Source organism: Knoellia sp. p5-6-4, from assembly GCF_029222705.1.
Lineage (GTDB): Bacteria > Actinomycetota > Actinomycetes > Actinomycetales > Dermatophilaceae > Pedococcus_A.
In genome coordinates this window covers 294,505-308,484 of record NZ_JARGZF010000001.1, presented here as the reverse complement: position 1 = coordinate 308,484, position 13,980 = coordinate 294,505, and the positions used below count along the sequence as shown (strand labels likewise).

16 protein-coding genes are annotated in these 13,980 nt (G+C 72.8%); 11 read left to right on the top strand and 5 right to left on the bottom strand.

Features of this window, described 5'->3' with window-relative positions; genetic code table 11:
- Positions 1-29 precede the first annotated feature (29 nt).
- Positions 30-1,817 (bottom strand): AMP-dependent synthetase/ligase, encoded by a 1,788-nt coding sequence (locus tag P2F65_RS01490; RefSeq protein ID WP_275803444.1) that lies wholly within the window; start codon positions 1,815-1,817, stop codon positions 30-32.
- A gap of 132 nt (positions 1,818-1,949) precedes the next feature.
- Here P2F65_RS01490 and P2F65_RS01485 point away from each other — a divergent pair, with 132 nt between their 5' ends.
- From P2F65_RS01485 to P2F65_RS01455, 7 genes are read left to right on the top strand one after another with little or no spacing between them, the layout of a single operon-like run.
- Positions 1,950-2,306 (top strand): hypothetical protein, encoded by a 357-nt coding sequence (locus P2F65_RS01485; RefSeq protein ID WP_275803441.1) that lies wholly within the window; start codon positions 1,950-1,952, stop codon positions 2,304-2,306.
- 10 nt (positions 2,307-2,316) lie between these two features.
- Complete coding sequence (locus P2F65_RS01480) at positions 2,317-2,763, top strand: SRPBCC family protein (RefSeq protein WP_275803439.1); 447 nt, start codon at positions 2,317-2,319, stop codon at positions 2,761-2,763.
- A 39-nt stretch (positions 2,764-2,802) separates the two neighbouring features.
- Positions 2,803-4,056, top strand: coding sequence for an ArsA family ATPase (locus P2F65_RS01475; protein ID WP_275803437.1), 1,254 nt, complete (start codon positions 2,803-2,805; stop codon positions 4,054-4,056).
- Entirely contained in the window at positions 4,049-4,630 is a 582-nt protein-coding gene (locus P2F65_RS01470) for a hypothetical protein (protein ID WP_275803435.1), read from the top strand. Before P2F65_RS01475 ends, P2F65_RS01470 begins: the two co-directional genes overlap by 8 nt.
- Positions 4,627-5,586, top strand: a complete 960-nt coding sequence (locus P2F65_RS01465) for an ROK family glucokinase (protein WP_275803433.1) — start codon at positions 4,627-4,629, stop codon at positions 5,584-5,586. The genes P2F65_RS01470 and P2F65_RS01465 overlap by 4 nt, the downstream gene beginning before the upstream one ends.
- On the top strand, positions 5,583-6,602 hold the full coding sequence (locus tag P2F65_RS01460) for an ROK family glucokinase (protein WP_275803431.1): 1,020 nt from the start codon (positions 5,583-5,585) through the stop codon (positions 6,600-6,602). Before P2F65_RS01465 ends, P2F65_RS01460 begins: the two co-directional genes overlap by 4 nt.
- Positions 6,603-6,609: 7 nt before the next feature.
- Positions 6,610-7,389, top strand: coding sequence for an endonuclease/exonuclease/phosphatase family protein (locus P2F65_RS01455; protein ID WP_275803429.1), 780 nt, complete (start codon positions 6,610-6,612; stop codon positions 7,387-7,389).
- Between the two features lie 5 nt (positions 7,390-7,394).
- Here P2F65_RS01455 and P2F65_RS01450 read toward each other — a convergent pair whose 3' ends face one another.
- Together P2F65_RS01450 and P2F65_RS01445 are read right to left on the bottom strand one after the other, a co-directional pair.
- Positions 7,395-8,048 carry a hypothetical protein gene (locus P2F65_RS01450; RefSeq protein ID WP_275803428.1) on the bottom strand — a complete coding sequence of 218 codons (654 nt, stop codon included), beginning with the start codon at positions 8,046-8,048 and terminating at the stop codon, positions 7,395-7,397.
- Positions 8,049-8,077: 29 nt separating this feature from the next.
- Entirely contained in the window at positions 8,078-8,815 is a 738-nt protein-coding gene (locus P2F65_RS01445; protein WP_275807204.1) for an alpha/beta fold hydrolase, read from the bottom strand.
- 136 nt (positions 8,816-8,951) lie between these two features.
- Here P2F65_RS01445 and P2F65_RS01440 point away from each other — a divergent pair, with 136 nt between their 5' ends.
- From P2F65_RS01440 to P2F65_RS01430, 3 genes are read left to right on the top strand one after another with little or no spacing between them, the layout of a single operon-like run.
- Positions 8,952-9,851: a lysophospholipid acyltransferase family protein gene (locus tag P2F65_RS01440; RefSeq protein WP_275803426.1), complete on the top strand. Its 900-nt coding sequence runs from the start codon at positions 8,952-8,954 to the stop codon at positions 9,849-9,851.
- A 6-nt stretch (positions 9,852-9,857) separates the two neighbouring features.
- A complete protein-coding gene (locus P2F65_RS01435; protein ID WP_275803424.1) occupies positions 9,858-11,057 on the top strand; it encodes a DUF5931 domain-containing protein in 1,200 nt (399 codons plus the stop codon).
- Positions 11,054-11,758, top strand: coding sequence for a response regulator transcription factor (locus P2F65_RS01430; RefSeq protein WP_275803423.1), 705 nt, complete (start codon positions 11,054-11,056; stop codon positions 11,756-11,758). The genes P2F65_RS01435 and P2F65_RS01430 overlap by 4 nt, the downstream gene beginning before the upstream one ends.
- A 27-nt stretch (positions 11,759-11,785) precedes the next feature.
- Here the strand turns inward: P2F65_RS01430 and P2F65_RS01425 are convergent, their stop codons facing one another.
- Complete coding sequence (locus tag P2F65_RS01425) at positions 11,786-12,124, bottom strand: hypothetical protein (RefSeq protein ID WP_275803421.1); 339 nt, start codon at positions 12,122-12,124, stop codon at positions 11,786-11,788.
- Positions 12,121-12,516 carry a hypothetical protein gene (locus P2F65_RS01420; RefSeq protein WP_275803419.1) on the bottom strand — a complete coding sequence of 132 codons (396 nt, stop codon included), beginning with the start codon at positions 12,514-12,516 and terminating at the stop codon, positions 12,121-12,123. Before P2F65_RS01420 ends, P2F65_RS01425 begins: the two co-directional genes overlap by 4 nt.
- Before the next feature lie 100 nt (positions 12,517-12,616).
- Here P2F65_RS01420 and P2F65_RS01415 point away from each other — a divergent pair, with 100 nt between their 5' ends.
- Positions 12,617-13,969, top strand: a complete 1,353-nt coding sequence (locus P2F65_RS01415; RefSeq protein ID WP_275803417.1) for a 3-deoxy-7-phosphoheptulonate synthase class II — start codon at positions 12,617-12,619, stop codon at positions 13,967-13,969.
- Positions 13,970-13,980: the final 11 nt, after the last annotated feature.

The following is a 13,980-nucleotide window of genomic DNA, read 5'->3' as shown; positions in this document are numbered from 1 at the left end:
CGCCGCCGCGGACGGCGCACCGGCTCGGCTCAGGAGTAGAGCGCCTCGACGTCGGTGTGGAAGTCCTTCATCACGATGTTGCGCTTGAGCTTCATCGACGGGGTCAGGTAGCCGTTCTCCTCGGTGAAGTCGCCCTCGAGGATGGTGAACTTGCGGATCGACTCCGCCTTGGAGACCGCCTTGTTGGCCTCGTCGACGGCCCGCTGGATCTCGGCGAGCACCACCTCGTTCGTGCGAGCCTGCTCGAGGCTGACGCCCTCGATGCCGTTGTTCCTCGCCCAGGTGGGGTACATCTCGGGGTCGAGGGTGACCAGCGCGCCGATGAACGGCTTCTGGTCGCCGACGACGATGCACTGCGAGACCAGCGGGTGGGCGCGCAGGCGGTCCTCGAGCACTGCCGGCGCGACGTTCTTGCCGCCGGCGGTGACGAGCAGCTCCTTCTTGCGACCGGTGATCTTGAGGTAGCCGTCGTCGTCGAGCTCGCCGATGTCGCCGGTGTGGAACCAGCCGTCCCGCACCGCGGCCGAGGTGGCCTCCTCGTTGTTGTGGTAGCTGGAGAAGACGTTGTTGCCCCGGATGAGCACCTCGCCGTCCTCGGCGATGCGGATCCCGACACCCGGCAGCGGCGGGCCGACGGTGCCGATCTTCACGCGCTCGGGGATGTTGACGGTGGCCGGCGCGGTGGTCTCGGTCAGGCCGTAGCCCTCGAGCACGGTGACGCCGATGCCGCGGAAGAAGTGACCGAGGCGCGTCCCGAGCGGGGCCCCGCCGGACACGGCATACAGCACCCGGCCGCCCATGGCGGCCCGCAGCTTGCCGTAGACGAGCCTGTCGAAGACCGCGTGGCGCAGGCGCAGGCCCAGGCCGGCGCCGCCGGCGTCGAGCGCCGTCGACCACGCGATGGCGGTCTCCGCGGCGGTGGCGAAGATCTTGCCCTTGCCCTCGGCGGTCGCCTTCTGCTCCGCCGAGTTGTAGATCTTCTCGAACACCCGGGGGACCGAGAGGATGAAGGTCGGCTTGAAGTTCGCGAAGTCCGCCAGCAGGTTCTTGATGTCGGCGCTGTGCCCCATCTTCGCCTCCCCGCTGACGCACAGCACCTGGATGAAGCGCGCGAAGACGTGGGCGAGCGGCAGGAAGAGCAGGGTGGAGGCGCCCTCCGAGCGGACCACCTGCTCCAGGCGCCGCACCGCGTTCTCGGACAGGGCCATGAAGTTGCCGTGGGTCAGCTGGCAGCCCTTGGGCCGCCCGGTCGTACCCGACGTGTAGATGATGGTCGCGACCGAGGTGCGGTCGACGCCCTCGCGGGCCGCGTCGAGGTCGGCGTCGGTGACACCCGAGCCGAGCTCGACGAGCGACTCGAGTCCACCCGCGTCGATCTGCCACACGTGCTCGAGCTCGGGAAGGTCGTCGCGCACCTCGGCCACGGTCGCCTCGTGGGCCGGCGTCTCGACGATGACGCCGCGGGCGCCCGAGTCCTTGAGGATCCAGAGCACCTGCTCGGCGGAGGAGGTCTCGTAGATGGGGACGGACACCCCGCCGGCGGTCCAGATCGCGAAGTCGGCGACCGTCCACTCGTAGCGCGTCTTGCTCATGATGCCGACCCGGTCACCGGTGCGCAGTCCGCTCGCGACGAGGCCCTTGGCCACCGCGCGCACCTCGTCGTGGAACTGCGCCGCCGTCACGTCGACCCACTCGTCGCCGAGCTTCTTGGCGAAGGCGACCCGGTGGGGTGCACGGGTTGCGTTGCGGGCCGGCAGGTCGGCAAGGCTCCCCTCGGTCGTGGGCTCGACGAGCGGGGGGACGGCGTGGTCCTGCACTGGGTCTCCTTCGACGCGTTCTGGTGCTGACCCGCACTGTACCGACCGGTAGCCTCCCGGTGGGAGGCTGCGGTCCTTCTCACACCCGCCCGCCGCAGACCTGAGCCGACACGAGCCCGTCCCGAGAGCGTCATGAGCCACAACACCTCGCGCGTCGACATCATCGACGAGACCTACCTGCGCGCCGCTCCCGCGGTGGTCCGGGGCTGGTTCGACGACGCCGACCGGCTCGACCGGCTCTGGCCCCACCTGCGGCGCACGCTCGTGCGCGACCGCGGTCCCAAGGGGCTGCGGTGGTGTGTCGACGGGGCCGTGGTGGGGGAGATGGAGGTCTGGATCGAGCCGTACTGGGACGGCGTGATCCTGCACCACTACGTGCGCGGCTCGCGAGGCCGCGGAGCGCCCGCCGACGTCGCCGCGCGTCACCAGCTGCGGTGGAAGCGCGCCGTGCACGCACTCAAGGACGTGCTCGAAGAGGGCACGCTGTAGCCTTCCGGCCATGGCCGACCGCACAGAGTCCAGCATCGACATCGCCGCCAAACCGGGCGAGGTCCTCGACGTGATCGCCGACTTCGAGAGCTACCCGAGCTGGGCCGCAGAGGTCAAGCAGGTCGTCGTGCTGTCCGAGGAGGGTGACGGCTGGGCCGACCAGGTGCAGTTCACCCTCGACGCCGGGGTCATCAAGGACACCTACGTCCTCGACTACGAGTGGGACATCCAGAAGAACGGCACCGGGGTGCTCTCGTGGCAGCTCGTGCAGGGCACCGTCCTGAAGGCCATGAACGGCTCCTACACCCTCACGGCCACGGCACGGGAGCTCACCACGGTGACCTACCGCCTCGCGGTCGACGTCAAGGTCCCGATGCTCGGCATGCTCAAGCGCAAGGCCGAGAAGGTCATCATCGACACCGCGCTCAAGGAGCTCAAGAAGCGCGTCGAGGGCTGAGTCCGGACCCGGCCCGCTCACCTGCTTCCACGTCCGCGTATGCGCGTCATCCTCTTCACCGGCAAGGGCGGGGTCGGCAAGACGACGACGGCCGCCGCCACCGCCGTGCGGGCGGCCCGGTCCGGCATCAAGACACTGGTCATGTCGACCGACGCAGCGCACTCCCTCGGTGACGCGCTCGACGTCGACCTCACGGACCACCGCGGGTCGGGCGCCACTTCGCAGGCCAGGCCCGTGCCGGTGCAGGTCGAGCCCGGCCTGTCGGCCCTGCAGATCGGCCCGCAGCACGCGTTCGACAGCTCGTGGCGGGTCGTGCAGGACTACCTGCTCTCCGTGCTGGCGACGCTCGGCATCGACGCGGTGGTCGCCGAGGAGCTGACCTCGCTGCCAGGGACGGAGGAGATCGCCGCGCTGCTGGAGCTGCGCACCCAGGTGGAGTCGGGCGCGTGGGACCTCGTCGTCGTGGACTGCGCCCCCACGGCGGAGACCCTGAGGCTGCTCGCCCTTCCCGAGGCGCTCGCCTGGCACCTCGACCGGCTGCTGCCGGGCCAGCGGGGGCTCATCCGATCGCTGCGGCCCGCAGCCGCCGCGGCGGTCGGTATGCCGCTGCCGGCCCCCGAGGTCGTCGACATCGTCAGTGGCTGGCACCGGCACCTGCGCGAGCTGCAGCGGCTGCTCACCGGCGACGGCACCTCGGTGCGTCTCGTGCTCACCCCGGAGCGCGTGGTCATCGCCGAGTCGCGGCGCACCTGGACCTCGCTCAGCCTCTACGGCTTCGTCGTCGACGCGGTGGTGGTCAACCGGGTCTTCCCCGATGCGGCGCAGGAGGTCGGCGCGGATGCGCCGCCGGATCCGTGGCGCAGCGCCTGGAACGAGGCCCAGCAGGAGGGACTGGTGGAGGTCCGCGAGTCCTTCGCCGGACTGCCCGTCGTGGTCTCGCCCTACCTCGCGCGCGAGCCCATCGGCCCCGACGCGCTCGACGAGCTCGCCGTCGCCCAGGACCCGGACGGCTCCGGCACGGCCGCGCTGCTCGAACCGGTCGCCCACCGCGGCCTGACCGTCACCCGGACCCGGCAGGGCTTCACCTTGTCGCTGCCCCTGCCGCTGGTCTCCGCCTCCGACGTCGGCCTCCAGCGGCGCGACCACGAGCTGCTCGTGGCCGTCGGCGACCACCGCCGGGTCTTGACACTGCCGGCCGCCCTGCAACGATGCGACGTCCAGAGCGCCTCGGTCCGCGAGGGCCTGCTGCGAGTGCGGTTCGTCCCCAACGAGGAGGTGTGGCCACGTGGCTGACCAGGGCACAGGGCAGCGGCAGGGGCGCGAGCCCGTCGGCTCGGTGGCCGAGGAGACCGCCCGGCTGCTCGAGGCGCTCGGCGGGTGGGCCGAGGGGCTCGGCGTCCCCGCAGGGGAGGCCCCGGCTGCCGACCACGACGCCGGTGACCGCGACACCGCCGACCACGACGACGAGGCCGCGGCCGATCCCGGCGCCGACCCTGACCAGCGTGCCCACCGTGCCGACGGACACGCATCGGGCGCCCGGCCCACCACCCGGTGCGAGCACTGCGGCGTCTCCAGCCGTGCCGGTGAGGCGCTCGCCTGCCAGCTGTGCCCGGTCTGCCAGGGCATTTCGCTGCTGCGCTCCGTGCGTCCCGAGACGGTCGAGCGGCTCGCCGACCTGGCTGCCGCCCTCTCGGGCGCGCTGCGCGACATCGCCGCCGACCGGTTCGGCCCGCAACCTCCACCCCCACCACCGGCACCACCTCGTGGACAACGCGTGCAGGACATCGCCGTCGACGACGAGGATGAGCCGGGCACCGCACCCACCACCGACCGCCCCCGACGCACGCAGGAGAGCACAGCACCGTGACGGCCACCATCGGACTCGACATCGGAGGCACCAAGATCGCGGCGGGACTGGTCTCGCTGGAGGGGCGGATCCTCGCCGAGGCGCGGTGTGACACACCGGCCCACGACCCGGACCGCATCGCCCACGACGCCGCCGCGCTGGTGGCCGCGTTGTCCGCGGACACCGACCAGGAGGTCGTCGGTGTGGGCGTGGCGTGCGCCGGCTTCGTCAACCGCACCGGCTCGCACGTGCTCTTCGCCCCCAACCTGGCCTGGCGTGACGAGCCGCTGAAGCAGCGGCTCGAGGCGCTGGTGCGCTACCCGGTCACGATCGAGAACGACGCCAACGCGGCGGCGTGGGGGGAGTTCCGCTTCGGCGCCGCCCGCGAGGCCGACGACATGGTGCTCATCACGATCGGCACCGGTGTCGGAGGCGGCATCGTCAGCGACTCCAAGCTGCTGCGCGGCGCCTACGGCATCGGCGGGGAGCTCGGGCACATGCGGGTCGTCCCGGGCGGCATCCGCTGCGGCTGCGGCAACCGCGGCTGCTGGGAGCAGTACGGGTCGGGCAACGCCCTGCTGCGCGAGGCGCGCGAGCTGGTCGCGTCAGGGACGCCGCACGGAGCAGCTCTCGCCGACGCCTGCGGGGGTGACCCGGCTGCGCTGAGGGGTCGTGACGTGACAGAGGTGGCGCAGGGCGGTGACCCCGCCGCGGTCGAGCTGCTCGCCGACCTCGGCACCTGGATCGGGGAGGGGGCGGCCTCGGTGGCGGCGATCCTCGACCCCGAGCTCATCGTCATCGGCGGCGGCGTCGCCGAGGCGGGGGACCTGCTGCTCGACCCGGTCAGGGCGGCCTACGGACGTCAGCTCACCGGGCGGGGCCACCGGCCGGTGGCCGGCATCGTGCCCGCCTCCCTGGGCAACGACGCCGGCCTCATCGGGGCCGCCGCGATCGCGGCCGAGGGGGTGCTGGAGTGAGCGGCCCGCCGGATGCGCTGAGCATCGGCATCGACATCGGCGGCACCAAGGTCGCCGGCGGGGTCGTCGACCCACGGGGCGTGGTGCTCCACCGCGCGCGGCGGGACACCCCGCACCGCTCGAAGAAGCCGGGGGTGGTGGAGAACACCATCGTGGAGGTCGTCGACGAGCTCCTGGGCGTCGTCGGTGCGGGCTCCGTGGTCGCCGTGGGAATCGGGGCGGCGGGCTTCGTGGCCGCCGACCGCGCGACGGTCGTCTTCGCCCCGCACCTGTCCTGGCGCCACGAGCCGCTGCGCGACGCGCTGCAGCGCCGGGTGCCGGTGCCGATCTTCGTCGACAACGACGCCAACGCGGCGGCGTGGGCAGAGTGGCGTTTCGGTGCCGCCCAGGGGCACACGCACGTGATGATGGTGACGCTCGGCACCGGGATCGGCGGGGCGCTGCTCATGAACGGCCAGGTGGTGCGCGGCCGGTTCGGCATCGCGGGCGAGTTCGGCCACATGCAGGTGGTGCCGGGCGGGCAGCGGTGCGAGTGCGGCAACCGCGGCTGCTGGGAGCAGTACGCCTCGGGCAACGCCCTCGTGCGCGAGGCGCGCTCGCTGATGACGGCCAACAGCCCGATCGCCAGCGACCTGCTCGACCGGGTCGGGGGCGACCCGGCCAACCTCACCGGCCCCCTCATCACCGAGGCGGCCCAGGCCGGCGACCAGACCGCCGTCGAGCTCCTGGCCGAGATCGGGCAGTGGCTCGGCGTCGGCATAGCCAACCTCGCGGCCGCCTTCGACCCGGGCATCTTCGTCATCGGCGGGGGCGTCAGCGCGGCCGGTGACCTGCTCCTCGGCCCGGCGCGCGAGACGTTCCGCAAGCACCTCACCGGCCGCGGCTACCGGCCGGAGGCCGAGATCGTGGCTGCCAGGCTGGGCAACGAGGCCGGGCTCATCGGGGCCGCGGACCTCGCCCGGGTCGGCGCCGGCGCCGACCCCCGGGTGGCCCCGGACCCGGTCCCGCAGGGCTGAGCCGGTCATGACCAGCATCCGGGTGGCGTCGTACAACCTGCGCGACTTCAAGGACGACCCGGCCGCGGCCGCCCGCGTCATCCGGGCGGTCGACCCCGATGTGCTGTGCCTCCAAGAGGTGCCACGGCGGCTGTTCTCCTCCTTCCGTGTCGCGGCCTTCGCGGCTCGCTGCGGCCTGTACTGGTCCGGTCGGCACCGGGGGAGCGGCGGCACCACGATCTTCACCTCGCTGCGCGTGCAGGTGGCCGAGTCCCGCCACCACCGGCTGCGGGTGGCGCGCCTGCAGCGCACCCGCGGGTATGCCGTGATCCGCGTCGCGCCGGCCGGTCACCAGCCGATCGTGGTCGCCAGCGTGCACCTGAGCCTCGACGCCGAGGAACGCGAACGACACGCCGGCCAGATCCTGCGGACGCTGTCGGCCGGCGGCCCGGTCGTGCTGGCCGGCGACCTCAACGAGGGCGACACCGGCAGGGCGTGGCAGCTGCTCGCCGCCCCGCTGCGGCTGGTCTCGCCGACGACGCCCACCTACCCCGCCCGCAGCCCGCGGCGGCTGCTCGACGTCGTGTTCGCCTCACCCGAGCTGGCCGTGCTGCCGCACACCCCGGTGGAGCTCGACGAGGCAGACCTGGTGGCCGCCACCGACCACCGGCCCGTGTGGGTCGACCTCGACCTCGACCCCCAGCCGCGCCCCACGGCGCGGACCGAGACCGACGTGGCCGTGGCCGGGGAGGCGGTCGAGGAGGCCGAGCAGCAGGCCGAGCAGCAATCTGAGCAGCGTCGCGGCTGAGCGGGCTAGACGCGGGCGCCGTTGTCGGGGTCGTCCTCGTCCCGGCTGTGCGGCTGGCGCAGCACCAGGAGCACGAACCCGCCGACCGTGAGGGTCAGCGCGCCCAGCACCCACCAGTCGCTGACGTCCGGGCGGAAGATCACGAGCCAGAGCAGGATCAGCGGCCCCGCCACGAGACCCACCACGATGCCCCAGAAGTGGAGGTCCTCCTGCGGGGGGAGCGGCGCGGTCGGCCCCGGCTCGAAGTGCTCGTCGTCGCCCGCGCCCCGGGGGCGGTCCGCGGCGGGGCCAGCGGCCCCGGCGTCGGAGGTCGCCCCCCGCCACACGGGGATGCCGCCCAGCGTGGGGGGCGGGTTCACCGCCGGGTTCAGGGGCGAGGGGTTGATCGCACTGAACCGCCGGTGCGGTGCGCCCGGGCCGGTGCCGTCGGTGCTGCTGGTGCCGTCGGTGTCGGCCCCTGAGCCGGGGTGCCCGCTTGCACCGTCCTCGAAGGCCGACCGGGGGGCGTCGTCGTCGGCGCCCTCGAGGGCGTCGAGGCCGGCCGCGGTCGGCGAGTCGTTCGTCTGCGGGGCGTCGGGGCCGCGTTCGGGGAGCGGCGCGACGTCGTCCCAGTGCGCGATGATGTCCGCGAACTGGGCGTCCACGTCCCTGTCGCTCATGGTTCTCCGTCCTGGCCGGTCGAGGTCGGCTAGGAGCTCAGGCGCTCGATGAAGGCCACCGACTCGTCGAAAATGCGCGGCGCGTCATTGTCGAGGGTAGCCACGTGGTAGCTGTCGTGCAGCAGGATCTCGGTGACGTCGTCGCTGGAGATGCGAGAAAGGACCATGGCCGAGGACTCCGGCGGGATGACGTGGTCCTCCGGGGAGCGGAGCAGCAGCACCGGCTGCGTGACCTCGGGCAGGTCGCGCGTCAGGTTCTTCCAGGCGACCAGCTGGGAGTGCCCCGCCTTCAGCGGCGTGTGGTCGTAGGCCAGCTCGGTCACCCCCTCCTTCTTGATGTCGTTGGCGATGGCCTCCAGGCCCCCGACGACGTTCTTCAGCAGCGGCACGAAGCGCACGCGCCAGTCCTTGAACATCACGGCGGGGTTGACCAGCACCAGGCCGCTCACCCGCGGGCCGTGCTCCTGTGCCAGCGCGAGGGCGAGGCCACCGCCCATGGACAGGCCGCCGACGAACACGTGGGCACAGCGCTCGCGCAGCTCACGGAACTCACGGTCGGCCACGGCATACCAGTCCTCCCACCGGGTGCGGTTCATCTCCTGCCAGGTGGTGCCGTGGCCGGGCAGCCGGGGCACCCGCACGGTGTAGCCCTTGGCGGCCAGGTGCTCGCCCCACGGCCGCATGCTCTGCGGGGTGCTGCTGAAGCCGTGGACGAGCAGGACGCCGGTGTCGGAGCCCTCGTGGGCGTAGGGCTCTGCGCCGGGCATGACGGGCACGAGGCACTCCTGTCGGGACTGGCGCCCGAAGGGGACGCTCGGTGGGGTCGCGCGCATCCTCGCATGGAGGCATGGTGGCGTCGATAGTGTCGTAGAGTTCAGCGCGTCACAGGCGGGAGGTGCCACGTTGTTCTACTGGGTTCTCAAGACGGTTGTCCTCGGCCCGATCCTGAAGCTGCTGTTCCGGCCGTGGGTCGAGGGGGAGGAGAACGTCCCCGAGGACGGTCCGGCGATCCTGGCGAGCAACCACCTCTCGTTCTCGGACTCGATCTTCCTGCCGCTCGTGGTGCAGCGCCGCGTCACCTTCCTCGCGAAGTCCGACTACTTCACCGGTCGCGGCATCAAGGGCCGGATGACGGCCGCCTTCTTCAAGGGCGTCGGCCAGCTGCCCATCGACCGCAGCGGCGGGCGTGCCGGTGAGGCAGCCCTGCGCTCGGGCCTGAAGGTGCTGCGCCGTGGCGAGGTGCTCGGCATCTACCCCGAGGGCACGCGCTCACCCGACGGCCGGCTATACCGCGGACGCACGGGTGTGGCCCGCATGGCCCTCGAGGCCGGCTGCCCGGTGCTGCCGGTGGCGATGATCGGCACCGACAAGGCACAGCCGACCGGCAAGGTCGTGCCGAAGATCATGCGGATCGGCGTGCGCATCGGGAAGCCCCTGGACTTCTCGCGCTACGAGGGCATGGAGGACGACCGCTTCGTCCTGCGCTCGATCACCGACGAGATCATGTACGAGCTGATGCTGCTCTCGGGGCAGGAGTACGTCGACATGTACGCCACCTCGATGAAGGACCGCATCCTCGCCGCCGCCAAGACCAAGGCCCGCGAGCTGCAGGAGGCGGCCCGCCCCGGCACCGCCGCCAAGGAGCTCGAGGAGGCGCTCGACGCCGCCGAGGGCAGGCACCACCGGCACGAGCCGGAGATCGACGACGCCGCGGCCGACATCGACGAGACCACCCCGGACGGCGGGCGCGACGAGACGTCGGACGACCGCGACGTCCCGCCGGGCCAGCGCGCGGCCAGCTGAGCCGCGGTGACCGCCCAGGGGGAGCCGGCGGCGGCCGGGCGCGCCCGGGCGGTGCCGCCGGAGGGCTCCGAGCCCGGCGTGGTCGAGGCCTTCTGGAAGGGCATCGACGTCCTGCGCCCGCTGGCGCTCGCCTACGCCGTGTATGCCGCGTGGGACCGCCACGAGCAGATGGTGCGTCCCGCGGTGGCCTGGGCCGTGTTGGCGGTGCTCGGTGCCTGGACCGCCTTTCTCGTGGTGCACCGTCGCCGCACGCTCACCCTGGTGCTCGCCGAGCTCGGGATCGCGGCCGGCGCCATCCTGGCCACCCGCCTCGTGGACAGTGAGGCCGTCATCCACTCGGGGGCCCCGACCGTCCCGACGTTCTGGCCGGCGGCGGCCGTGGTGTCGGCCGCCGTGCTCCTCGGCCGCCGGGGAGGGTTCCTCGCCGCCCTGTTCATCGGGGTCGTCGACCTGCTCGAGGTGCAGGACCCCACCTTCCACACCGTCAACAACGTCGTCCTCCTGCTGTTGATCGGCACCCTGATCGGGTATGCCGTCGACCTTGCCCGCGAGGGCCACGCGAAGCTGCGCGCGGCGCTGCTGCTCGAGGCCCGCGTGCGCGAGCGCGAGCGGCTGGCCCGCACGGTGCACGACGGCGTGCTGCAGACGCTGGCGTTCGTCAACCGTCGCGGCGGCCAGCTCGGCGGGGAGGCGGCCGAGCTGGGCGCGATGGCGGCCGAGCAGGAGCGCCGTCTGCGGGCCCTGGTGACGGCGACCGACGCGGAGGAGCTGCCCCCACCGGGTGGGGACGTCGACCTGCGGGCGATGCTGGCGCGGTACGGCGGTGAGCGGGTGCACCTGGTCGCCCCGGCCGAGCCGGTGCTGCTGCCGGAGGCGGCGGCTGCCGAGCTCGAGGCGGCGGTCGGCGCCGCGCTCGACAACGTGCGCGAGCACGCGGGCGACGGCGCCCAGGCCTGGGTGCTCGTCGAGGACGAGGGCGCGGACGTGTCGATCACGGTGCGCGACAACGGCGCCGGTATGCCGTCGGGCCGGCTCGCCGAGGCCGCCGCGGCCGGCCGTCTCGGCGTGGCGTCGAGCATCCGCGGCCGGCTGCGGGATCTTGGTGGCGACGCGCAGTGGTCCGGCCGCGAGGGGTCGGGAGTGACGGTGCGGATGCGGGCGCCCAAGCGGGCTCCGCACACGGTGAGCGGGGGAGACCAGGCATGAGGGACGCGGAGCAGGACGAGTCGGCCGAGGTGGTCGGTGGGGCCGGGTCGCCGGTCACGGTCGTGGTGGCCGACGACCACCCGTTGTGGCGCGACGCCGTCGCGCGCGACCTCAGCGAGGCGGGCCTGAGCGTGCTCGCGACGGCCAGTGACGGGCCGAGCGCGGTGAACCGGACGAAGGCCACGCGACCGGACGTGCTGGTGCTCGACCTCAACCTCCCCGGCCTGGCCGGTCATGAGGTGTGCCGGGCCGTCGGTGGGCTCGAGACCCGGGTGCTGATCCTGTCGGCCAGCGGCGAGCACCAGGACGTCCTCGACGCGGTCAAGGCCGGGGCGACCGGCTACCTCGTGAAGTCGGCGTCCAGCGCGGAGATCATCGACGCGGTGCGGGCCACGGCGCGTGGTGAGGCGGTCTTCACCCCCGGGCTGGCAGGGCTCGTCCTGGGGGAGTTCCACCGGATGTCGAACGAGCCGCAGGTCGACCCGGGGCGCCCGATCCCCGAGCTGACCGCGCGTGAGACCGAGGTGCTCAAGCTCGTGGCGACCGGCATGTCGTACAAGGAGATCGCGTCCGAGCTGTTCATCTCCCACCGCACGGTGCAGAACCACGTGCAGAACACCCTCGGCAAGCTGCAGCTGCACAACCGGGTCGAGCTCGTCCGGTTCGCGATCGCCCGCGGCCTCGAGACGCCAGAGCTGTAGGTCGTCGCAGCCTCGGTGGCGGTGGTTTCAGTAGCGGTGGGTGAAGTATGCCGTCGCCATGATCACCGCGGGCATCGTGCCGAGGACTGCGCCGAGCACGACGACGACGCGACGATGCCGGGGCAGCGCCCAGGCCAGCGACGCCCCGCACACCGCCCCGGCGACGCCGCACACCACCAGCTGCGGCGCGTCCCGCACCAGCTGCCGCACGGGGTCCGTCTCGAAGCCCCAGCCCGCGAGGCCGAGCGCGGCGAAGGCGACGAACCCCGACAGGAGCGCCACGGCGACCGCCGCGAGTCGGGACGGGCCGCGGGCGGCGAGACGGGGAGACGACGTCGCCGCGACGGGCGACCCAGAGCTGTTCACGACCGGGACAACGACGCAGCCGGCGCGGAGTGACGCCGAAGACCGAGAGCCTGCCCCCACACCACAGGCCCGACACGCTCCCGCAGCGGGGCGGCGCTCCAGCGCGGGTGCAGCGCACGGCGCTGCACCCGCGGCGGGGTCGTCGCCACGGCCACCGGCCGGCGGTGCCAGAGCGCGGCGCCGTAGTCCCGGCGCTCGAACGCCCAGGCGGCCAGGGCCAGGAGCGCGAGGGATGCCGCGGCGAGCGTCACGAGTGCGAGAGGGTCTGCCTCCAGTTCGGGCACCAGGGCGCGGGAGGCGTTGACGCAGTGGAACGGCGAGACGAAGCGCAGGGCGCCCGGGGCGCCGATCTGGTCCGAGACGTTCGTGCCGACGTAGAGCACCGTGAGCACCAGCGAACTCACAAGGGGCGAAGGCCCCCGCACACGGGGGCCCGATCCCGGCATACGGGCCCGTCACGGGCCCCGGGGCAGCGCGACCTATCCTTGACGGGTGAGCACCACCCACGCCTCCGACGCCCTCGCCAGCCTTGCGGCCGGCGCCGACCTCCCCGCTGCGCAGCAGCCGGTCTGGCCGGACGCCGAGCAGCTCGCCGACGCGATCGCGACGCTGGCGACCTATCCGCCGCTGGTGTTCGCCGGCGAGTGTGACGTGCTGCGCACCCGCATGGCCGCCGCCGCGCGCGGTGAGGCGTTCGTGCTGCAGGGTGGCGACTGCGCCGAGACGTTCGCCAGCGCCACGGCCGACAACATCCGCGACCGGGTCAAGACGATCCTGCAGATGGCGGCGGTCCTCACCTACGGCGCGTCCGTGCCGGTGGTCAAGGTCGGCCGGATGGCCGGGCAGTACGCCAAGCCGCGCTCGAGCAACGACGAGACCCGCGAGGGCGTGACCCTGCCCGCCTACCGCGGCGACATGGTCAACGACTTCGAGTTCACCGAGGCCGCGCGCACGCCCGACCCGCAGCGGCTCGTCCGCGCCTACCACGCGAGCAGCGCGACGCTGAACCTCGTGCGGGCCTTCACCATGGGCGGCTTCGCCGACCTGCGGCACGTGCACGACTGGAACCGGGGCTTCGTCGCCAACGCCGCCAACTCCCGCTACGAGCGGCTGGCGCGCGACATCGACAAGGCCATGAAGTTCATGCAGGCCTGCGGCGCCGACTTCGAGGCCATGAAGACCACCGAGTTCTTCTCGGCGCACGAGGCCCTGCTGCTCGACTACGAGCGGCCGCTGACCCGGGTCGACAGCCGCACCGGAGACCTCTACGACACTTCCGGGCACTTCATCTGGGTCGGTGAGCGCACCCGCGACCTCGACGGCGCGCACGTCGACTTCGTCTCCAAGGTGCGCAACCCGATCGGCGTCAAGCTGTCGAACAAGGCCCACCCCGACGACGTCCTGCGGCTGATCGACAGGGTCGACCCCGAGCGCGAGCCGGGCCGGCTGACGTTCATCACCCGGATGGGTGCCCAGACCGTACGCGACGCCCTGCCGCACCTGGTGGAGAAGGTCACGGCGTCCGGCGCGCTCGTGACCTGGATCTGCGACCCCATGCACGGCAACACCTTCGAGTCGGCGTCGGGCTACAAGACACGCGACTTCGAGGACGTCGTCGAGGAGGTCCGTGGCTTCTTCGAGGTGCACCAGGGCCTGGGGACGGTGCCCGGCGGCATCCACGTCGAGCTCACGGGCAACGACGTCACCGAGTGCATCGGCGGGTCCGAGCGCATCCTCGACGAGGACCTCAACCTGCGCTACGAGAGCGTCTGCGACCCGCGCCTGAACCACCAGCAGAGCCTGGAGCTGGCGTTCCTCGTCGCCGAGATGATCTCGCGCGACTGACCGGTCACACC

Excerpts from the sequence above, each read along its gene's own strand:
- P2F65_RS01450 (WP_275803428.1), bottom strand. The coding sequence starts at position 8,048 with ATGAGCGACAGGGACGTGGACGCCCAGTTCGCGGACATCATCGCGCAC.
- P2F65_RS01480 (WP_275803439.1), top strand. The coding sequence starts at position 2,317 with ATGGCCGACCGCACAGAGTCCAGCATCGACATCGCCGCCAAACCGGGC.
- P2F65_RS01445 (WP_275807204.1), bottom strand. The coding sequence starts at position 8,815 with ATGCCCGGCGCAGAGCCCTACGCCCACGAGGGCTCCGACACCGGCGTC.
- P2F65_RS01485 (WP_275803441.1), top strand. The coding sequence starts at position 1,950 with ATGAGCCACAACACCTCGCGCGTCGACATCATCGACGAGACCTACCTG.
- P2F65_RS01430 (WP_275803423.1), top strand. The coding sequence starts at position 11,054 with ATGAGGGACGCGGAGCAGGACGAGTCGGCCGAGGTGGTCGGTGGGGCC.
- P2F65_RS01475 (WP_275803437.1), top strand. The coding sequence starts at position 2,803 with ATGCGCGTCATCCTCTTCACCGGCAAGGGCGGGGTCGGCAAGACGACG.
- P2F65_RS01455 (WP_275803429.1), top strand. The coding sequence starts at position 6,610 with ATGACCAGCATCCGGGTGGCGTCGTACAACCTGCGCGACTTCAAGGAC.